This window comes from Pseudomonas sp. A34-9 (assembly GCF_029543085.1).
In the GTDB taxonomy this organism is placed as follows: Bacteria; Pseudomonadota; Gammaproteobacteria; order Pseudomonadales; family Pseudomonadaceae; genus Aquipseudomonas.
The window spans coordinates 3,911,752-3,932,220 of record NZ_CP119967.1 but is presented as its reverse complement, the minus strand read 5'-3'; the positions used below and the strand labels follow the sequence as shown (position 1 = coordinate 3,932,220).

18 protein-coding genes are annotated in these 20,469 nt (G+C 60.7%); 9 read left to right on the top strand and 9 right to left on the bottom strand.

What is annotated here, in order from left to right; translation table 11 throughout:
- Positions 1-127: 127 nt before the first annotated feature.
- Positions 128-841, bottom strand: a complete 714-nt coding sequence (locus tag P3G59_RS17395) for a murein L,D-transpeptidase catalytic domain family protein (protein WP_034155569.1) — start codon at positions 839-841, stop codon at positions 128-130.
- Between the two features lie 151 nt (positions 842-992).
- On the opposite strand from P3G59_RS17395, the gene P3G59_RS17390 reads away from it, so the two are divergent.
- Positions 993-2,609: a L,D-transpeptidase family protein gene (locus P3G59_RS17390; protein WP_277758257.1), complete on the top strand. Its 1,617-nt coding sequence runs from the start codon at positions 993-995 to the stop codon at positions 2,607-2,609.
- Positions 2,610-2,612: 3 nt separating this feature from the next.
- Here the strand turns inward: P3G59_RS17390 and P3G59_RS17385 are convergent, their stop codons facing one another.
- Complete coding sequence (locus P3G59_RS17385; protein WP_277758256.1) at positions 2,613-3,128, bottom strand: DoxX family protein; 516 nt, start codon at positions 3,126-3,128, stop codon at positions 2,613-2,615.
- A 380-nt stretch (positions 3,129-3,508) separates the two neighbouring features.
- On the opposite strand from P3G59_RS17385, the gene P3G59_RS17380 reads away from it, so the two are divergent.
- The 3 genes from P3G59_RS17380 (at position 3,509) to P3G59_RS17370 (ending at position 6,713) form a co-directional block, all read left to right on the top strand.
- The gene (locus P3G59_RS17380) at positions 3,509-4,393 is read left to right on the top strand and encodes a LysR substrate-binding domain-containing protein (RefSeq protein ID WP_277758255.1); all 885 of its coding nucleotides are present in this window, start codon (positions 3,509-3,511) and stop codon (positions 4,391-4,393) included.
- Between the two features lie 104 nt (positions 4,394-4,497).
- Positions 4,498-5,613, top strand: a complete 1,116-nt coding sequence (gene aguA / locus P3G59_RS17375; protein ID WP_277758254.1) for an agmatine deiminase — start codon at positions 4,498-4,500, stop codon at positions 5,611-5,613.
- Positions 5,614-5,615: 2 nt separating this feature from the next.
- On the top strand, positions 5,616-6,713 hold the full coding sequence (locus tag P3G59_RS17370) for an extracellular solute-binding protein (RefSeq protein WP_277758253.1): 1,098 nt from the start codon (positions 5,616-5,618) through the stop codon (positions 6,711-6,713).
- Between the two features lie 322 nt (positions 6,714-7,035).
- On the opposite strand, the gene P3G59_RS17365 is transcribed toward P3G59_RS17370, so the two are convergent.
- From P3G59_RS17365 to P3G59_RS17355, 3 genes are read right to left on the bottom strand one after another with little or no spacing between them, the layout of a single operon-like run.
- On the bottom strand, positions 7,036-7,665 hold the full coding sequence (locus P3G59_RS17365) for a DNA-3-methyladenine glycosylase (protein WP_277758252.1): 630 nt from the start codon (positions 7,663-7,665) through the stop codon (positions 7,036-7,038).
- Between the two features lies 1 nt (position 7,666).
- Positions 7,667-8,464: an isocitrate lyase/phosphoenolpyruvate mutase family protein gene (locus tag P3G59_RS17360; RefSeq protein WP_277758251.1), complete on the bottom strand. Its 798-nt coding sequence runs from the start codon at positions 8,462-8,464 to the stop codon at positions 7,667-7,669.
- 32 nt (positions 8,465-8,496) lie between these two features.
- Complete coding sequence (locus tag P3G59_RS17355) at positions 8,497-9,579, bottom strand: trifunctional transcriptional activator/DNA repair protein Ada/methylated-DNA--[protein]-cysteine S-methyltransferase (protein WP_277758250.1); 1,083 nt, start codon at positions 9,577-9,579, stop codon at positions 8,497-8,499.
- A 192-nt stretch (positions 9,580-9,771) separates the two neighbouring features.
- Here P3G59_RS17355 and P3G59_RS17350 point away from each other — a divergent pair, with 192 nt between their 5' ends.
- Positions 9,772-10,185 (top strand): VOC family protein, encoded by a 414-nt coding sequence (locus P3G59_RS17350; protein WP_277758249.1) that lies wholly within the window; start codon positions 9,772-9,774, stop codon positions 10,183-10,185.
- Here the strand turns inward: P3G59_RS17350 and P3G59_RS17345 are convergent.
- Positions 10,182-10,802, bottom strand: coding sequence for a LysE family translocator (locus P3G59_RS17345; RefSeq protein ID WP_277758248.1), 621 nt, complete (start codon positions 10,800-10,802; stop codon positions 10,182-10,184). The genes P3G59_RS17350 and P3G59_RS17345 overlap by 4 nt on opposite strands.
- 279 nt (positions 10,803-11,081) lie before the next feature.
- Here P3G59_RS17345 and P3G59_RS17340 point away from each other — a divergent pair, with 279 nt between their 5' ends.
- From P3G59_RS17340 to P3G59_RS17325, 4 genes are all read left to right on the top strand, one after another.
- Positions 11,082-11,696, top strand: a complete 615-nt coding sequence (locus P3G59_RS17340; RefSeq protein WP_277758247.1) for a biliverdin-producing heme oxygenase — start codon at positions 11,082-11,084, stop codon at positions 11,694-11,696.
- The gene (locus P3G59_RS17335) at positions 11,693-13,930 is read left to right on the top strand and encodes an ATP-binding protein (RefSeq protein ID WP_277758246.1); all 2,238 of its coding nucleotides are present in this window, start codon (positions 11,693-11,695) and stop codon (positions 13,928-13,930) included. The genes P3G59_RS17340 and P3G59_RS17335 overlap by 4 nt, the downstream gene beginning before the upstream one ends.
- Before the next feature lie 237 nt (positions 13,931-14,167).
- Positions 14,168-14,755, top strand: a complete 588-nt coding sequence (locus tag P3G59_RS17330) for a LysE family translocator (protein ID WP_277758245.1) — start codon at positions 14,168-14,170, stop codon at positions 14,753-14,755.
- A 153-nt stretch (positions 14,756-14,908) separates the two neighbouring features.
- Complete coding sequence (locus P3G59_RS17325) at positions 14,909-16,441, top strand: hypothetical protein (protein WP_277758244.1); 1,533 nt, start codon at positions 14,909-14,911, stop codon at positions 16,439-16,441.
- Positions 16,442-16,496: 55 nt separating this feature from the next.
- On the opposite strand, the gene P3G59_RS17320 is transcribed toward P3G59_RS17325, so the two are convergent.
- From P3G59_RS17320 to P3G59_RS17310, 3 genes are all read right to left on the bottom strand, one after another.
- A complete protein-coding gene (locus tag P3G59_RS17320; RefSeq protein ID WP_277758243.1) occupies positions 16,497-17,330 on the bottom strand; it encodes an AraC family transcriptional regulator in 834 nt (277 codons plus the stop codon).
- Positions 17,331-17,365: 35 nt separating this feature from the next.
- Positions 17,366-17,869 (bottom strand): VOC family protein, encoded by a 504-nt coding sequence (locus tag P3G59_RS17315; protein ID WP_277758242.1) that lies wholly within the window; start codon positions 17,867-17,869, stop codon positions 17,366-17,368.
- A 94-nt stretch (positions 17,870-17,963) separates the two neighbouring features.
- Positions 17,964-20,384 (bottom strand): TonB-dependent receptor, encoded by a 2,421-nt coding sequence (locus P3G59_RS17310; RefSeq protein WP_277758241.1) that lies wholly within the window; start codon positions 20,382-20,384, stop codon positions 17,964-17,966.
- Between the last annotated feature and the right edge of the window lie 85 nt (positions 20,385-20,469).

The window sequence follows — 20,469 nt, the reverse complement described above, 5'->3', positions numbered from 1 at the left end:
TCGGCCGAACCGCGATCAAATGTGGGAGCGAGCTTGCTCGCGAAGGGGCCGGCAATGCCAGCATCTCCAGTGATGACACACCGCTTTCGCGAGCAGGCTCGCTCCCACAGGGGTTGTCGGGTGTTTGTCAGCTCGCGTGCGTGTTGAGGATGCTCGCCACCTGCTGCGGCTGGCAGTTCAGGTAGGGCGAGGACTTCAACCAGCGCTGATCCGGGTACCACGAAAACATGAACTGGCCATTCTTCAACCGGTCGATCACCTGTTTGGCGATCTGCGGCCGTACCGCCGGGCAACCCTGGCTGCGGCCGATGCGCCCCTGTTTCTTGCTCCACAACGGGTTCACATAACTGGCGGCGTGAATGACGATCGCGCGATCACGGGCCATGTCATTGAAGCCCGGCTCCAGACCGTCCATGCGCAGCGAATAACCGTGGGTGCCTTCGTAGCTTTCCTGGGTGCGGAACAGGCCAAGGCTGGACTGATAGCTGCCTTCGACATTGGAAAACTGCGTGGCGAAGTTTTCTCCGGAATTGGAGCCGTGGGCGACCAGATCGCGCAGCACCAACTTCTTTTTACTGAGGTCGAAGATCCACAGTCGGCGTTCGGTCGACGGTTGCGAATAGTCGATGATCGCCAGGTGGCGGGACGGTTTCGCACCGTTGTTGACCGCGCATTGCATGGCGTTCAAAGCGCCTTTCAGCGCCTGGGGATTGAGTTCTGGCGCGGCGTGCGCGAGGCTGGTGAAGAGAACCGGCGATGGTTTGCCGGCGGCAAAAACTGGACTGGACACCACGACAAGGGTCGCGGTGGTCAACAGAAGTCGGCGCAAAAACGTCAACATTTTATAAAGTGTCCTCACTTGCTACATATTTGGCACTTTGGCTCCTGACTCCCAGTCAATACCCGCAAGCCCGTCGATCGAGCCTGACTGTTCAGCGCACCTGATGTAAGGTTGGCCATCATCAAGACGGCCATGGATTGGAGTAAAGCAGTTGTTCAAAAAGTACGCATGCTACTTGAGCATTTGTTTGCTCGCTGCGCCGTTTGTCGCGTGTGCCGATGAGCCGCTGCCGCCGCTGGAGACATTGCCAACGCCACCGGCCGAATTGCCGGTCGAGCCGCAAAGTCCGTTGCAGGCGGTGTTGATCAGTCTGGCGCAATCGTGTCCGGCGATTGCCGCGCACCTCAACGGCCCGGCGTTGACGCAATTGCAGGCCTTCTATCAGCAGCAGGACTGGATGCCGGTGTGGGCCAGCGAATCGGTACGTTTGCCGGCTTTGCAGGCGCAATTGCAGCTGTTGGCCGATGATGGCCTCAATCCAAAACGTTATCCGATCGCGACTGTCGCGCCGCAGGACGGCGAGTTGTGTGCCGACATCGACATCAGTCGCAACTACCTCCAGGCCCTGCAGGACCTGCATTACGGTCGCCTGCTGCAATCGCACTTCGAACCGTTGTGGCACGCCGACGACTCCCCGCGTGACCGTCAGGCGGAATTGTTGGCCATCGCCGTTCCGGGTCTGCACGACATTCCTGCCGCGTTCGATCTGGCGCGTCCGCGTCTGGCGCAATATCAGGACCTGCGTCAGCTCTATGCGGCGCAACGGCTCAAAGCCTTGCCGCAATGGCAATCAGTGGGCAACGGGCCGTTGCTGCGCCCGGCCATGGAAGACAAACGCGTGCCGGAACTGGCTCAGCGGCTCTACAACGAAGGCTATCTGGCCCATGCCATCGGCACGCCGGGCAATGCTTACGAGGGTGTGCTGGTCGACGCGGTGAAGCGTTTTCAGGCCAACCATTCGTTGCAGGCCGACGGTGTGGTCGGGCCGGGGACGATTGCCGAACTCAACATCAGCCCGCTGACCCGCCGCGAACAGTTGCGGGTCAACCTCGAACGCTTCCGCTGGATGGCCCAGGACCTGGAACCCGATGGCTTGCTGGTCAACGTCGCCGCTGCCGAACTGACGCTGTACCAGGGCGGTGTCGCCGTGTGGCAAACACGCACTCAGGTGGGCCGTGCCGAGCGCCAGACGCCGTTGCTCAAATCCCGGGTGACACGCCTGACCCTGAACCCGACCTGGACCGTGCCGCCGACCATCTGGAAAGAAGACAAACTGCCGGAAATCCGCAAGGACCAGACCTTCCTCAGTCGGCAGAATCTGCAAGTACTCGATGCCAACGGTCAGCCGCTGGCGGCAGCGGACATCGATTGGGACAACCCCGGCAACATTCTTCTGCGTCAGGACGCCGGACCGCGCAATCCGTTGGGGCAAATGGTCATCCGCTTCCCCAATCCGTTCTCGGTGTACCTGCACGACACGCCGAGCAAGGCGCTGTTCGAGAAAGGCCCGCGCGCGTTCAGTTCCGGCTGCGTACGGGTCGAGCATCCGATGCAACTGCGCGACTTGCTGCTCACTCCGGCAGAGAAGGCCCGCACCGAGACCTTGCTGGCCACCGGCACCACTCACGAATTTCGCCTGTCGGCGCCAGTGCCGATCCTGATGACTTACTGGACGGCACAGGTCGACCACAACGGGCGCGTGCGTTACGCGCCGGACATCTACAGCCGTGACAACGCCTTGCTCGCCGGGCTTGATCGGGCGCATTGAACCTCAGCGGGTGCGGGTGTTCCAGAACACCCGCGCCAGCCCTGCATCGACACTCAACTTGCCAGCCCCGGTGAATATCAGCGGCAGCAGTGCGGCCAGGTAAATCGCCGGCAGCTTGAAGTTGCCGAAACCTTTGTTGGTGATCGCATAACCCTGCGCCAGCTCACTCAGTGACGACCAATCGGCAGGCCAGTGCACGGCGGCGGTGGCCACGACCGTTACCACCATCAGCGAAATCGCCGAGACGCGCGTGCCGAAGCCCAGCAGAATCGCCAGGGCGCAGATCAGTTCGGCCCACATCGACAGCTCCCAGTTCAGCGTTGCCGGCAGGTGATCGAACGGGAAGGGGAATTTGTCCTGAATGTCTTCGAACCAGTTCTGCCCGTTGAATTTCTCCAGCCCGGATTCGAAGAATTCCCAGGCGATGAACAGGCGCAGCGTCAGTGGGGCCAGCCAGGTGCCGGCGCGGTCGAGGTTCAGGTGCAGGGCTTTGACGGCGGTTGAAAGGGTGGTGGTCATGGTGCAGCTCCGATGAATTGAGTGAAATCGACCGGGGCATTTCAGCGCTGGGGTGTATCGGGTGTGTGTCGGCGGGGTGGGGGATTGTGCTTTTGGTGTGTCTGCGGCTTCGGGGTATACAGTGCGATACAGTCAAAGGCCCCTCACCCTAACCCTCTCCCAGAGGGAGAGGGGACTGACCGAGTTGTCTTGCGTCATCCATCGACCTGGAAACCCGAGTCGATTATGGATTCACCCAAGCACGTTCAGGTCGGCGTAAATCCTCAATATCCCCCGATCGGCTCCCTCTCCCTTTGGGAGAGGGCTGGGGTGAGGGTAATGGGGCTGGACGCAGACCCACAGCCCAGTCAGCATGACCCACAAAAAACGGACCACCTCCCATGCGACGACTTCCCTCACTGGCCGCCCTGCGCACCTTCGAATGCGCCGCTCGCCATGCGCATTTCGGTCGGGCAGCCGCCGAACTGTGCGTCACCGACAGCGCCGTCAGCCATCAGATCCGCCAGCTCGAAGAGCAACTCGGCGTGCCGTTGTTCATCCGCGAAGGCCGGCAGATCCGTCCGACCATCGCCGCCGGGCGTCTGATGCAGAGTCTGCAACAGGCCTTCGAACTGATCGGCGATGCCTGCGATGAGTTGCGCGATCCGTCCTCGCTGGCCGTGCTCAGGCTGGCCGTCACCGCCGAACTTGCGCAGAAGTGGTTGATGAGTCGCCTCACCGACTTCTATGCGCGCTATCCGCACATCACCTTGCACCTTTACGAACAACCGATTGACGCCAGTGCACCGGGCGAAGACATCGACCTGGCGATCACCTACGGCACCGGCCCGGTGGACAGTAGCGCCTACTTCGTGCGGCCGCTGCCAGCCTTGCAGTTCTTTCCGGTGTGCAGCCCGGGCTTGTTCAACCAGGGCACCTTGAAAACCCCGAAGGATCTGGCCCGCCACTGCCTGCTGCACGACGATCAGGACGGCAAGACCTGGACCGCCTGGCTGACCAGCCATGCCGGTGATCAACGCCCGCAGCGTCAGTTGTATTTCGCCCACGCCGGTCTGGCGCTGGAAGCCGCGGCGCAGGGGCAGGGCGTTGCGATGGGCGACAACCTCACCGCGCAGGAGGATTTACAGAGTGGTCGGCTGGTGCGGCCCTTCGCCTCCAGCATGACCGCGCTCGGCCAGTACGCACTGGTCTGCGAACGGCTGCGGCTGGAGCGCCCGGCGGTGGCGCAGATGCTCGAATGGTTCAACGATCAACTGGCCGATTGATGAGTTGAATTCAACTGTTCCGTAATATTCATCGTTGGCGGGCGTGCTGCGTGCGCCCTTAGCCTGTGGTCATTCCAATCCCATCGCGAAGACGAGGTTTGACCATGGCACGTTTGCTCGACTCCACCCCCAAACAGGACGGCTTCCGTCTGCCCGGCGAATTCGAAGCCAAGTCCGGCTGCTGGCTCGGCTGGCCGGAGCGCACCGATGTCTGGCGCAACGGCGCGAAACCGGCGCAGAAGGTCTGGGTGCAGATCGTCACCGCCATCTCCCACAGTGAACCGGTCACCGTCTGTGCCTCCGCCGCGCAATTCGCCACGGCGCGCCGGCAGTTGCCGCCGCAAGTGCGTGTGGTCGAGATGACCTGCAACGACACTTGGTTCCGCGACAGCGGCCCATGCTTCGTGGTCAACGATCAGAGCGGTGAAGTGCGCGGCGTCGACTTCGAGTTCAACGCCTATGGCGGGCTCGACGGTGGTCTCTATTATCCGTGGGACAAGGATGATCAGATCGCCAGCAAGATCCTCGAGATCGAGCGTTTCGACCGCTACCGCGCGCCGCTGATCGCCGAGCTGGGCGGCATCCAGAGCGACGGCGAGGGCAGCATCCTCACCACCGAACAATGCCTGCTCAACCGCAATCGCAATCAGCATCTGGGCAAGGACGAAGTCACCCGGCGCCTGACCGATTATCTCGGCGCCGAGCAAGTCATCTGGCTGCCACGCGGCTGCAAGTTCGACGAAACCGACGGCCATGTCGACGATCTCGCCTGTTTCGTGCGTCCCGGTGAAGTGGTGCTGCAATGGACCGACAACCGTGACGATCCGCAGTGGGAAATCTATCAGGAGGCTTACGACATCTTGCGCAGCACCCGCGACAGCCGTGGCCGCGAGTTGATCGTGCACAAACTGCCGCAACCGGACGTGCTTGAGTGGACCGCCGAAGAAGCCGACGGCCTCGATCAGCAGGACAGCACCCACACCCGTCAGGCCGGCACGAAAATCTGCGCGTCGTACATCAACTACTACGCCGGCAACAACTCGATCGTGGTTCCGCTGTTCGGGGATCGCAACGACAAAGTCGCGATGGCGACGCTGGCCGAACTGTTCCCGCAGCACAAAATCGTCGGCATTGAAAACTCCCGGGAAATCCTCCTCGGTGGCGGCAACGTCGCGTGTATCACCATGCCGCAATACGCCGGCTCGAAAAAAGGAGCCTGACCATGCGCCTGCACAAACTGACTCAAGCGTTATTGCTGGTGCTTGCATCCTTGTGTGTGCAGGCTGCCGACACGGCCAGACCGGTGGTTAATCTGTACATCTGGGGCGAGTACCTGGCGCCGGATACCCTGAAGAATTTCGAGGCGCAGACCGGCATTCATGTGGTCGCCGATCACTTCGATTCGCTGGAAACCGTCGAGACCAAATTGCTCACCGGGCGCAGCGGCTACGACCTGGTGTTGACCGCCGGACAGCACCTGTCGCGCGCCATCGAGAGCGGCGCGATTCAGCCGCTGGACAAGGCCCGGCTACCGCATTTTGCCGGGGTTGGCGAGGAGTTCCGCCAGCACATGGCAGTGTTCGATCCGGGCAATCGTTACGCCGGGATTTACGCTTGGGGCACCACCGGCGTCGGCTATCAGGAGGAGGCGATCAAGCAGCGGTTAGCCGAGGCGCCGACGGACAGTTGGGCGATGTTGTTTGATCCGGCGGTGGTGTCCAGATTCGCCGATTGCGGGGTGAGTCTGCTCAACGATCCCAACGAAGTATTCGCCGCTGTCATGAAGTACATGGGACTGGACATCAATCGGCAAAATCTCGATGACTTGAAACTCGCCGAGCAGCAATTGGCGAAGATCCGGCCGTACATTCGTTACTTCGACAATGACCTGAACATCAGCGATCTGGCCAACGGCAATACCTGCGTGGCGATGTCGTGGAACGGCAACGTCGCCATCGCGGCGGGGCAGGCGGAAGCGGCACATAAGCCGTTCAAGTTGAGTTACCGGATTCCGAAAGAGGGCACGTTGATCTGGTTCGATGCCATGGTCGTGCCCAAGGACGCGCCGCATCCCCAAGCGGGGTTGGCGTTGATGGATTATTTGATGACGCCGCAGGTGATTGCGCCGATCACCGACACCATTCATTACGCCAATGCGATCACGGCGGCGGATGGCTTGGTGGAGGCAGCGATTCGCAATGATCCGGGGACGTATCCGCCTGAGCAGGTGCGGGCTTCGCTGTATAGCAAGAATGACAATGGCAAGGCGTTCAATCGGGCGTTGATCAGGGCGTTCAGTCGGTTGAAGTCCGGGCTGTGAAAAGCTGACCCTCACCCCAGCCCTCTCCCTGAGGGAGAGCGAGCCGACCGAGGTGTCTTGCGTTAAACATCGACCTGAAAAACCGAGTCGATTATGGGTTTGAGAAGTCTTGGCGATCTTGGATTCACAGACGCTATTTCAATTCGGTGTAAATCTCCAATCTCCCCAATCAGTTCCCTCTCCCTTTGAGAGAGGGCTAGGGTGAGGGCAGTCGCTTATGGGTTTCAGAAAGTCTTGGCGATCATGGATTCACAGTCGCTATTTCAAGTCGGTGTAAATCTTCAATATCCCCCAATCAGTCCCCTCTCCCTCTGGGAGAGGGCTAGGGTGAGGGCAGCGGTTTAGGCACCCGCCACAAATACCACGCCGCCACCGTCCGATACGGCCGCCACGCCAACCCGATCTCAACCATCTGCTTACGCGTCGGCTGCACCTCCAACCCCTTCAACCGCCGATAACCCTCACGCACTCCAAAGTCGTCCGCCGGCAAAATATCCATGCGTTCCAGGCTGTAAATCAGCAACATTTCGACCGTCCAGCGACCCACCCCGCGCAAACTGACCAAACGTTCGATCAAGGCCTCATCGTCCATCGCCAACGCTGTGGCGTAATCCGGCACCACGCCATCCAGCGCCGCCTGGGCAATTCCCTGGATCGTCGCAATCTTGCCCGCAGAAAACCCGCAACTGCGCATTCGATCAAAATCCGTTGCAAGGATCTGCTCGGGACGCGGAAACGACTGCCCAGGAAACAACCCCACCAACCGCCCGACAATCGCATCCCCGGCCTTGGCATGCAGTTGCTGATAAGCAATCGCCCGCACCAGCGACTCGTACGGATCACGCGCCGGATGCGGTTGATGCAGGCACGGGCCGACCGCTGCGATATGGCGCTGCCAGTGCGGATCGAGCGCGGCCAGAAACTCGCTGGCCGCTTCATAAGCGTCGGCCATGTTATTTCAGCAAGCCGTTGACTTCGCCGTAGGTGAAGGCCTTGAGGTCATGGGTATCGAGTTTGCCGCTGGCCAGAAAGCTTTTCACCAGCCCGCCCATGGCGCCATAGAGGAATTCGGCGATGCCGGAACCCGCGCTCAAGCGCCGCACGCCCAGCGCTTGCAGTTCTTCCGGTGAAGGCAGGCAGGCGAAACCAAGGACATTGACCGGCAGCGCCGTGCCTTTGCAGATTGCCTCGATTTCATAGGCCGACGTGACGCCCGCCGCGAACAAACCATCCGCTCCGGCCGCTTGATAGAGCGCCGCGCGGTGCAGGGTTTCGGCGACGCGATCCTCGGCCGGCACAAGGCTTTTCAGATAGACATCGGTGCGCGCATTGATGAACAGCTGCACCTCGCGCTTGTTGGCCACCTGACGTGCCACTTCGATCTTGCGCGCGAGCAACTGCGGATCCGCAGAACCGTCCTCGATATTGATGCCTACGGCACCCGCCGCGATCACCGCATCCAGCACCTCAGCAATCCGCCCGAGGTCATCGGAATAGCCGGCCTCGACATCCACGGTCAATGGAATACTGGTCACCCGGGCGATGGCTTCCACCGTCGACACCAGACGTTCAAGAGGCAGGGTGTTGCCGTCCGGGGAGCCGTGAGCCCAGGCCACTGCGGCGCTGCTGGTGGCCACCGCTTTACCGCCCAGGTGCTCGACCAGCCGCGCACCGGTGGCGTCGGCGACGTTGGTCAGAATCAACAAGCCTTGCTGGTGCAACTGGTGAAACTGCGTAGCGAGCGCGTTCATCAAAAATCCTTCTTGTCAGTTGATTCGGCGGGTCAGAATGCCAGGGATTGCGTGAGCTGCACGGCGGCATTTTCCAGCCGCAGCAGAAACGCCTTGCGCGGTTGTCCACCACCATAGCCGGTCAGCGAGCCATCCGCGCCGATCACCCGATGGCAGGGCACCACAATCGACAGCCGATTGTGCCCGTTGGCCAGGCCGACCGCACGACTGGCGCCGGGCTTGCCCAGACCGGCGGCGATGGCGCCGTAGGTGCTGGTGTGGCCGTAAGGGATTTGCAGCAGCGCCGACCAGACCTGCCGGGCGAACTCGCTGCCGGGCAAGTGCAGCGGTACGCTGAATGCATTGAGTTTGCCGGCGAAATACGCCGCCAGTTGCTGCTCGATCTGCTGCAAATGCGCGTTGTGTCCCGGCGCGACCGCGTAGCCGTAGCGATTCTGCAACTCCTCGACTTCGCGGGTCAGCGCCGGGCGATCGAGGAATTCCAGCAACACCAGTCCACGGCGTTCGGCCATGGCTATCATCGGCCCCAGCGGGGTGGTCAGCCGGGTGAACAGCAGCGGCTCGCTGTGTTGGGCACGGCCCGGGGTGATGTGGAAGGACTTCTGGAACGCATCACGAAAGCCGCTGAGCGATTCATAACCCGAATCAAACGCGGCGTGGTCAATAGAGGTGCCTTGCTTGATCCCGCCCAGCGCCATGCCCAGCCGGCGCGTGCGCAACCAGGCGTGGAAGGTCATGCCGAAATGTTGCTTGAACCAGCGCCGCAGCTTCAGCGGCTCGATACCTTCGGCGAGCAGTTGCGCATCGCTCCAGCGCATCTCCGGGTCGGTCTCCACGGCTTTGAGCAAACGCTGCACCCAGTCCGGCGCGATGGCCGCCGCGTCCAGTGGTTTGCAGCGCAGGCAGGCGCGATAGCCCGCCGACAGGCAATCATCGGCATGGGCGAAGAACTCGACGTTCTCCGGTTTCGGCTTGCGCGCCGTACAACTGGGGCGGCAGAAGATCCCGGTGGTTTTCACCGCCGTGAAGAACACGCCTTCGTAGGCAGTGTCGCGTTCGAGCATGGCGCGAACCATTTCGGCGTGGGGCGGCAGGACAGCGGTATGTATGTTCATGGGCTGAGAGTAAAACCAGATTGTCGATGGCTCCACCGAAAAATCGACAGTGAATTTTTTCGATTCTGCACCACAATGACCGAGTTGCCAGATCGTTCCCACGCTCTGCGTGGGAATGCCGCCCGGGACGCTCCGCGTCCCAAAAAAATCGCCGCCCACGGGTAGCTAACAAGTTTTCGAGGTGCCGGGCTTATGCATCCATTTTCCATTCAACATATCGATCACATCGTCCTGCGCGTCGCCGATCTGCAACGCAGCATCGATTTTTACGGACAGGTGTTCGGCGCCGAAGTGGTCAAGCGCAACGAACCGCTGGGCCTGATACACCTGCGCGCCGGTACGTCGATGATCGACCTCGTCGACCTGCAAGGCGAGCTCGGTCGCAAGGGCGGCGGGGCGGCCGGCAGCGAGCAGCGTAATGTCGATCACTTCTGCCTGCGCATCGAACCGTTCGATGAAGCGGCGCTGATTGAACATCTGCAAACGTTCGGCCTGAGCGTGGCAAAAGCCGAGTCACGATTCGGCGCTGAAGGCAAAGGGTTGTCGCTGTACTGCTTTGACCCGGACGGCAATCAGGTCGAACTCAAAGGTCCGTCCGAGGCTTAAGCGCGTTTCGCCATCAACAGCACCGAAGCGGCCGCCGACAGCAGGCCCGCGCAGCAACGATTGAAGATCCGTTTGCCGCGCGGCTCGGCGAACCAGCGGCGCATGTGCAGGCCCATCCACGCGTAGGCGCTGATGGCGATCCATTCCAGCAGCAGAAACAGCACGCCGAGCACGGCAAATTGCGCCGGCACCGGGCGCGCCGGGTCGACGAACTGCGGCAGGAATGCGGTAAACAGCAGAATGGCCTTTGGATTGCCCGCCGCCACCAGAAACTCCTGCCGCGCCAACGCGAAGAAGCCGACCGCCGTGCCGGTTTTCAGTTGCTCGGCCTCAGGATTGGTTCGCCACAACTGCCAGGCCAGATACAACAGATACGCCGCGCCGACGATCTTGATCGCGTGGAACAACCATTCCGAGGTCTGCAACACCACCGACAATCCCGCGCCGGCGAGAGCGATCATCCCGGCGAATGCCAGAATCCGCCCGATACCCGCCGTGCAGGCGCGCCGAAAGCCATAACGCGTAGCGTTGCTCACCGACAGCAGATTGTTCGGCCCGGGGGCCATGTTCAGGGCGAAACAGGCCGGGAGAAACAGCGAAAGGGTGGCAAGATCCATGGCACGGGCTCCGGTGACGGGAACAATATTTTTATCACAGCCATCGTCTCAGCCGACCCATACAGTCACGCGGAGCTGTCGCGGTACAGCGGCCGGGATGGCATTGTGAAATCGCGGCGAACTTTTCGTGCGCGAGGGAACTCTGAAAAATCTGAGGGCGAGGGTTTCTTCAGAAAAAATGATCCATGCGGTCAGAAATGTCGTTTTGCCGTGTAAGATTTCACCCGACATTTAACACACCCCGAATGGCCCCAGGCGGCCCCACCAAGAGCGATCTACATGCAAGCAAAGGCCCGTGAAGTTTATGTGCCACCGGTGCTGCAAGATCTGCGGGCCGGCACTGCCGAGCTGCACATCGCACTGGAAAAACGCCTTCCGTTCTTCTCCGATACCCTTGATACACACGCTTTTGAGCGCCTGATGCAGGCCTATTACGGTTTCTATGCGCCGCTGGAAGACGCATTGCAGCGCAGCGGTTCAGTCCCCGACGATTTCGACCTGACGCCTCGCCTCAAGACCCCGACGTTACGCCGCGACCTGCAAGCGCTGGGCGTGACCCCGCAAGTGCTGGATAACCTGCCGATGTGCGCTCGCCTGCCAGTGATCGATTCAAGCGCCGCCTGCCTTGGCGTGCTCTACGTCCTCGAAGGCGCGACGCTCGGCGGGCAGATTCTGCGCCGGGAAATCTCCGCCCGGTTAGGCCTGGAAGCCGATAACGGCGCGGCTTTTCTCGATATCTACGGCGCCGCCACGGGTCGGCGCTGGCGTGACTTCATCGAATACCTCGGCGGTCGGCCAATGAGCGCCACCGAGCGCGCCGCTGTCGTCACGGCAGCACAAACCACATTCAGCTGTTTCGAGCGCTGGCTCGAAAGCCGGGAGGTACTGGCATGAACCCGCAAGATAAAGAAGCCTTTGAAGAACTGCTGGCCAACTGTGCCGACGAGCCGATTCGTTTCCCCGGCGCGATCCAGCCCCACGGTTTGTTGCTGACCCTGAGCGAGCCTGAGTTGGTGATCATTCAGGTCAGCGCCAACGTCGAAACCCTGCTGGGCCGCGCGCCGCAAAGCCTGATCGGGCAGCCGCTGGAAGGCCTGATTGGCGATGCCGAAGCGGCGCAAGTGCGCGAAGCCTTGCTGCAACCGTCGCTGTCCGACTTGCAGCCGCTGCGCTTGCGCCTCAACGGCACCGCGTTCGAGGGCTTGCTGCATCGCCATCAGGGCGTGCTGATCCTCGAACTGGAAATCCACGTCGAAAACTTCCAGCCGCGCAACGTCGCCGGCAATCAGACCCATCTGGGGCGCATGCTCCAGCGTCTGCAAGCGGCCACCACGTTGCAGGCGCTGTACGACATCAGCGTCAAGGAAATCCAGGCCATGACCGGTTACGACCGGGTGCTGATCTATCGTTTCGAGGAGGAGGGCCACGGTCAGGTCATCGCCGAAGCCTCTGACCCGTCGATGGAAGTGTTCAATGGCCTGTTTTTCCCGGCGTCGGACATTCCCGAGCAGGCGCGCGAGCTGTATCGCACCAATTGGTTGCGGATCATCCCCAATGCCGACTACCAGCCGGTGCCGCTGGTGCCGAAGTTGCGCCCGGACACCAATACGCCACTGGACCTGAGTTTTGCCACGCTGCGCAGCGTGTCGCCGATCCACTGCCAGTACATGAAGAACATGGGCGTGCTGTCGTCGATGAGCATTTCCCTGCTCAAGGGCGACAAGCTCTGGGGCTTGATCAGTTGCGGCAATCGCCAGCCGCTGCATGTGCCGCACGAGTTGCGTGCGGCCTGTCAGACCATCGGCCAGGTGCTGTCGCTGCAGATCAGTGCCATGGAAGCGCTGGAGATCAGCCGTCAGCGCGAAGAAAAAGTCGAGGCGTTGGCGCTGCTCAATCAAGCGATGATCGACTCGCCGCAGAACGTCTTCGACGGTCTGGCCAATCAGCCGCAGACCTTGATGGCGCTGACCAATGCCGGCGGTATCGCGATCATCGAAGACAAACAACTGCACCGCTACGGCAACTGCCCGGAGCCGGAAGACATTCGCGCCTTGCACAAGTGGTTGCAGGACCGCGGCGAGGCGGTGTTTGCCAGTCATCACCTGGCCAGCGTCTACCCGCCGGCTGCGCAGTATCAGCAGGTGGCCAGCGGCGTGCTCGCCATGAGCCTGCCGAAACCGGTGGACAACGGCGTGTTCTGGTTCCGTCCCGAGGTCAGGGAAAACATCAATTGGAGCGGCGATCCGCGCAAGCCGCTGGACCTGGAAAACTCCGACGCCGGCCTGCGTTTGCGCCCGCGCACTTCGTTCGAAATCTGGAAGGTCGAGATGGCCGGGATCTCCACCAAGTGGAGCCACGGCGATCTGTTCGCCGCCAATGATCTGCGGCGTTCGGCGCTGGAAAACGATCTGGCCCGGCAGGTGCGCCGCGAGCAGGAAGCCGTGCGCGCCCGCGATGAGCTGGTGGCGGTGGTGTCGCACGATCTGCGTAACCCGATGACCGTGATCTCGATGCTCTGCGGCATGATGCAGAAGGCCTTCAGCTCCGACGGCCCGCACACTTCGCGCCGGATCTCCACGGCCATCGACACCATGCAACAGGCCGCCGGACGCATGAACACGCTGTTGGAAGACCTGCTCGATACCTCGAAAATCGATGCCGGGCGCTACTCCATCACCCCGCAGAAACTCGACGTCGGGCAGATGTTCGAGGAGGCGCAGGCGCTGCTCGCGCCGCTGGCACTGGACAAGGACATCAGCATTTCCTTCGACGCCGATCCTGATCTGCGTATCCACGCCGACCCGGAGCGGCTGTTCCAGGTGCTGTCGAATCTGGTCGGCAATGCCATCAAGTTCACGCCGCGGCTGGGCACGGTGGGCGTGCATGCTACTTCCGTCGGCGATGAAATCGTCTTCACCGTGCGCGACAGCGGTGAAGGCATTCCCAAGGAGCATCTGCCGCACGTGTTCGACCGTTACTGGACGGTGAAAGAGGGCAACCCGACCGGCACCGGCCTCGGTTTGTACATCACCCAAGGCATCGTCGAAGCCCACGGCGGGCGGATCGTCGCCGAGAGCGAACCGGGGCAGGGCAGCGAGTTCCGCTTCACCGTGCCGCGCCTGGACTGAGCATCGATTCTTGTGTGGGAGCGTCAGGGGCATTCTGTTGATCGTTCCCACGCGCAGCAAAGGAATGCCTCAACGGACGCTCTGCGTTCGGCTCTGGAAGGAACGCGGAGCGTCCCGGGCTACCTTCCCACGCAGAACGTGGGAACGATCAGGATCACAGGGGCATTTTCTTCAATACCGAGGATCGGGCGCTCGATACCGTGTGCACCTTGTTCCTCGATTTGAAGCAGGTGTGCGATGAGTCTGATTGTTTCGATGGCGGCGTTTGCGCTGGCGGCGTCGATCACGCCGGGGCCGGTGAATATTGTCGCGTTGAGTTCCGGTGCGCAGTTCGGCTTTCGCGCCAGTCAAAGGCATGTTGCCGGAGCGACGCTGGGGTTTGTGCTGTTGCTGGTGTTGATGGGGTTGGGTTTGCACGAGGTGCTGAAACTCTGGCCATTCATGACCCGGGTGGTGCAACTGGCTGGCGTGGCGTTTCTGCTGTTCATGGCGTGGAAACTGGCCAGCGATGACGGGCAGTTGAACAGCGGCGATTCGGCCCGTGCGCCGTCAATGCTCTATGGCGCGGTGATGCAGTGGCTCAACCCGAAAGCCTGGCTGGCCTGCGTCGCCGGGATGGGCGCGTTTGTCGCCGATGGCGAGGCGCGGCTGGTCTGGCAGTTTGCGGCGGTGTATCTGGTGATCTGTTATCTGTCGGTCGGCTGCTGGGTCTATGCCGGTACGTTCTTGCGCGGTTACCTGGGCAATCCAGTGGGGATGCGCGTGTTCAACAGGATGATGGCGGGGTTGTTGGCGGTGAGTGCGATTTACCTGCTGTTGCCGTAGCGGCCGGGAAAGCTCACAAGTTCGCGGCTTTCCCGGCCCTGACCGTTCGTCAGAAAACCCTGCCTACCTGTAATTTCTGACAGTAGCCGGTTCTTTCCCTTCTCTGTGTAATGACGCCTCAACCAATCAGGTTTTGCGTCTCGGGAGAGTGAGATGGATATTCAGTCGACAGAATTGGAAAGTGCTTTTCAGCTGTATCCGATGCTCATCCCGGGATGGCGACCCTCTGTACGCCCGGCCGGCATTGCCCATGGCGGCATCCCCCAGTCGATCTATCAGGCGCCTGACGGCTTGTTTACGGTGATCGATCCGTTGACGACGCTATCGGCGCCGATGGCTGCGTACGATACCGTTGAGTTGTGGATCAACGGCAAAGGGACATCCGTCATCAAAATTATCCAGCCAGGGGAGGAAAACAAACGCATTGCGCTGTTCTTGCCGCCAGGGTTGCTGAATGACGGCATCAATAAGGCGTTTTACCGGGTGGATCGTCTTGGAGGCAATTTCGAATGCTCCGAACCGGTACTGGATTTGCTCTATCACAACCCGGCACCTGGCTATCCCGCGCCGGGCGGCATGACTGTCAGCCATCCCGCGAATGTGGGGCCGACAGAAGCGGCAGCAGGGGTGGAGATCACGGCCGCAGTCAGCTTCACCCGGCTCTATGACGAAGTCACGTTGACTGTCGGAACCTGGAGCCGCTCGATCACTGTCACGGATGTGACCAAGCCGCTCGCATGGACACTGACGGCTGCAGATTTCCAGCAGATCGGCGACAACCCACAAATGCCGGTCAGCGCCCGGGTCGTCGATCAACTGGGCAATAGCAATTTGTCCGCGACGACGTTCATGGACATCCATGCCAGCCAGCGGCTGCTTGAACAGGCGATTCTTAAGGAAAATCTGGACGAGAACAACGATGACCCCAACTACGTCGATCTGACAAAGATGAACGGCGGTCCGTTATGGGCCGTGGTGCATCTGATCCGGGAATACTGGAGTGTCAAAGACCGGATCCGCTTGAAGTTCACTGCTGAACTGGGGGGTAAAGAGGTCGCGTCTCATGAGGAAACGCTGGAGATCACTCAGGTTCCGGCACAGTTTTCGTGGCGCATCGAAAATGCCATGGTCATTGCCGACAGTAGGGTGACGGTGATTTATGAACAGCTCCAAGGAGGCGAGGTTATTGCAGTTTCTCGTGCGGCAGAAGCGAGTGTTAGTGGCAAGACGCCAACGATCATTACTGAAAACTTCGATTCGTTACCTCGTCAGGAGGTTACGGTTGGGGGCGCGATTCTTACGCCGGTGATGACGATCAGATTTCTCTCAGGGGAAGGGCGTCTGGCCGTTGCACCGTCTGGCATGTCATCACACCCCGACATACCGGGAATACGTGAACGAAATGTACTGCATCTCGGATTCGAAACGAGCGGCAGACAAACCGTAGAGCTAGAGCTGTTGAGAAGTTGTGAGAAGGTCAGTTTCTGGTATTTCTGGATCAATGAAGCAGTGGCACTCGACTTCTATGACTCCAAAGGCACTCTATTGGATCGCAAGCTATTAGTGGTCGAGCCTATCATTGAACCGAAGTATTTTGAATTTGCAGGTATTGATATAAGGAAAATTGTGTTGACAGCTCCCGTCGTTGATTGGGTTGGCTTTGATTTCTTTAGTTTCACGAGTTAAAGAAGTTTTTTCTGTTAGTTCCAAGCGGACAACGCTGCCTAATAGCAATGATTTGTCAGCCCCGATACTGCCCTGGCGTCGCCGCCAGATGCTGTTTGAACGCTCGTTGAAAATGCGCCTGATCGGCAAACCCGGCCTCCAGCGCCACATCGGCAATCAACTGCCCGCCGCGCAAGCGTTCGCGGGCGAACTGGATGCGCTGGTTGACCACAAACGCGTGGGGCGTCATGCCGTAATGCTGCTTGAAAGCGCGGATCAGGTACGACGGTGACAGCTGCGCGGCGGCGCAGATGTCGTCCAGGTTCAGCACCTCGGTGCAGTGCTCGCGGATGAATTCGGCAGCGCGTTCCAGTTTGAAATTGGGCTCGCGCAGCGAGGGGCCGGCGGGGTTCAACAGCAGTTGCAGATCACTGAAAAACTCCACCGCAGCGCTTTGCTTGCGCAGCACATCCTGTTGTTCGTCGACCAACGTTTGATAAAGCCCGTTCAGGTCGTTGAACAGCGTTGCGTCATCAAGGTGTGTGCTGGAAAAACGCCGAAACTCAAGATCACTGGCAAAGCCCAGTTGATGCTGCAGATCCGTCAGCCACGGTGTCTCGACATACAGCATCACATACGACCACGGCTGATCATCGATCGGATTGCACGCATGCACATCGCCGGGATTCATCAGCACCACGGTGCCCGCCGCGACTTCGAACTGCGCCTGCTCATGCACATAGGTACTGCGCCCGGTAGTGATCGCGCCGATGGAGAAATGTGCGTGGGAATGCCGGGCGTAGCAGACCTCGCGGCCATCGGCGATGGCCCGCGCTTCAATGAATGGCAGCGCCGCGTCGCGCCAGAAGCGCGGGGCTTTTTCAGGGTTTTTGGCGGCAGCGTTTTTCATCGTTGTTATTCCCGGCAGGCCAGGGCGCCAGTGTATTAGCTCTGGCCGGCAAAGGCCCGTTCGAGTTCGGCGATATCGAGCTTTTTCATCTGGAACATGGCCTGCATCGCCCGTTGTGACTTGTTCGTGTCGGCATCCTGCATCATGTGCATGAACGCCACCGGCACGATCTGCCACGACACGCCGAATTTGTCCTTGAGCCAGCCGCATTGCTGGGCTTCGACGGGACCACCCTCGGACAGTTTGCCCCAGAAATGGTCGACTTCTTCCTGATTCTGGCAATTGACCTGAAACGAAATCGCCTCGCTGAACTTGAACATCGGCCCACCGTTGAGCCCGGTGAAGGTGTGGCCATCGAGTTCGAAACTGACGGTCATCACCGCACCTTCCGGCTTGCCGTGAAATTCCTGGCCGACCTTGCTGTAGTGGGTCAGACCGGTGATTTTCGAGTGATCGAAGATCGAGCAGTAGAACTTCGCGGCGGCTTCGGCCTGATCGTCGAACCACAGGCAGGGGGTGAGTTTTTGAAAGCGTTGCATGGCAGTCGTCCTCGGCAGGTTAGACACGCAGGATTTACAGCGTAGTCAGTCCTTGGTCGATTGCGGGCGCCGTAGATCGACAAGTTGCCGGGCGTCAGAAATCCCAGCGCGCGGTCAGTTGCAGACTGCGCGGTTCGCCGTAGAAACCGGTGCCGAAATTGCCCAGGCCGGTGTAGTAGGTCTTGTCGAACAGGTTTTTGATGTTGAGCGTGGTGCTCAGGTGGTTGTTGAAGCGATAGCGGGCCATCGCATCGACCAGGTAGTAACTGTCCTGAGTGATGCGCACGTTCTGATTGGCGCCGGGCTGGTACACGTTGCCGAAAAACTCACTCTGCCAACTGACGCCGCCGCCCAGCGTCAGGTTTTGCCAGGCTCCGGGCAGTCGATAACTGCTGAATAGCCGGACCAATTGCTCCGGCGCGGTGGTTTGCAGGATCGAAGCGTACACCGGGTTGCCGTGGGCATCGCGGGTGTGGTTGTAGGCGTAGCCGGCGGAGAGATTCCAGCCGTCGGCGACTTCGCCGGCCAGTTCGAATTCGAAGCCTTTGGTGGTGGCGCCTTGCACCGCACGGTAAACGGCCTCGTTGTCGAAGCCGCTGACCTGTTCGGCGACGTTGTCCTGCTCGATGCGGAACACGGCAAAACTGGCATTGAGCCGATCGTCGAAATACTCGGCCTTGATGCCGGCTTCGTAGCTTTCGCCTTGCACCGGGTCGAGCACTTGGCGCGAAGCGTCTTTGCTGAGCTGCGGTTGATAGATGCGCGTGTAACTGGTGTACAGCGAGTAGGTGTCATCGAGGTCATAGACTGCGCCGGCGTACGGCGTGACCACGCCGGTCTGGCGGTAGCCGTCGCGGACATCCGCTGTGGCCGGATCGCGGTAGTCAAGGTGGTCGCTGGCGGTGAAATCACTGACCCGCCCGCCGAGGATCAGTGCCAGATCGTCAGTAGCCTTCAGGCGCGTCGAAAAGTACGCGCCGGTCTGGCGCTGGACGATGGCGTCCGTGCCGATCTGCGGGATGTCAGGTTTGGGATACTCGCCACGCCAGTCGAAAATACTGCCGTTCAGCGGCGGGTATACCGAGCCGTAGACCGGGTTGTCCTGGCGCGTGTTCATCGACACGAAACCGACAAGTAATTGATGCTCGCGACCGAACAGGTTGAACGGCCCGCCGAGGTTGAGATCGACGTTGTCCTGCACCTCATCGCCCTTGAATTTGCCCATGTACAGAAACATGCCATCGCCGCTCAGCGGGTCCGGATTGCCGCCGCTGGCCGAGCCGAGCAGGGTGTCGTGCTCGCGGTGTTTGCGGTCGTAACCGAGCTTCAACGTCCAGTCATTCTGCAGTTGCCGGGTGAGGGCAGCGAACAGCGTCTGATTGACGAAGTCGCGGCGGCTCCAGTCGGTGGCGGGGTTGAATGAACGGGAGAAATTCGTCCGCGACCCGTCGCTGTAGAACATCGGGAAACCGGTCCAGGTGGCACCGCGGGAGCGGGTGTTCTGCTGGTCGAAACCGAAGGTCAGCAAGGTGTCCGGAGTCAGGTCGGCTTCGACGATGGCGTAGGCGATGTCCTTGCCGTTGTTGTAGTGATCGGCGTAGGCGCCGCGCTCTTGATGGACACCGACGAAGCGGGCGCGCAGGTTGTTGTTCAGCGGCCCGGAGAGGTCGACTTCGCTGCGGTAGTGGTCCCAGGAAACGACGCTGCCGCTGAGTGCGGCTTTGAACGCGGGCGTAGGGCGTTTGCGGATCAAGTTGACGGTGGCCGAGGGGTCGCCCGAACCGGTCATCAATCCCGTGGCGCCCTTGATGATTTCGACGCGGTCGAAGGTCGCCATGTCGGTGCTGGTTGTGCCGTAATCGTAGACGCCGTCGTAGTCAGTGTTGACCCCGTCGTACTGGAAATTGGTGATCGGCGCGCCACGGCTGGAAAACTCCCAGCGCTCGCTGTCGTAGTTCTGCACGCTGATGCCTGGCGCGCGGCGCAACACGTCGGCGATGCCGTTGGCGCCCTGATCGTCGAGTTGCTGGCGGGTGATCACCGTGACCGATTGCGGGGTGTCGCGCAGGGACAGCGCCAGGCCGGTGGCAGTGGCGCTGACGCCGGTGGTGTAGGCGTGAGTGTCTTCGGTGATCGCGCCGAGGCGTTTGCCGCTGATGGTGGTGGCGTCCAGTTGCAGCGCTTCTTCACTGGCAGTGCTTCGCAAAACGTAGCCGCCGCCACTCTGTCGCTGGGCTTGTAGGCCGCTGCCCTCAAGGAGAATTTGCAGGGCCTGTTGCGCGGTGTAATCACCGCTCAAACCAGCACTGCGTTTGTCTGCGGCCAAATCATTGTGCCCGGCGATAAACACACCACTCTGTTCGGCGAAGCGGTTGAGCACGGTAACCAATGGGCCAGGCGCCACTGAATAATGCTGCTTCTGCGCATCTGCCAGCGCCATCGATGCGCACAACCCCGGCACGGCAGATGCCAGGGCCAAGGCAAAACGACAATGGAGGAGGGCGGAGCGCAACATGGAGTTCCCGGGGGGGCGGTTAACGAATTGAGAGCTACTGAGGGTCAACCGAATGAGCCAGCCAAAAGGGAACCGCGATGGGATA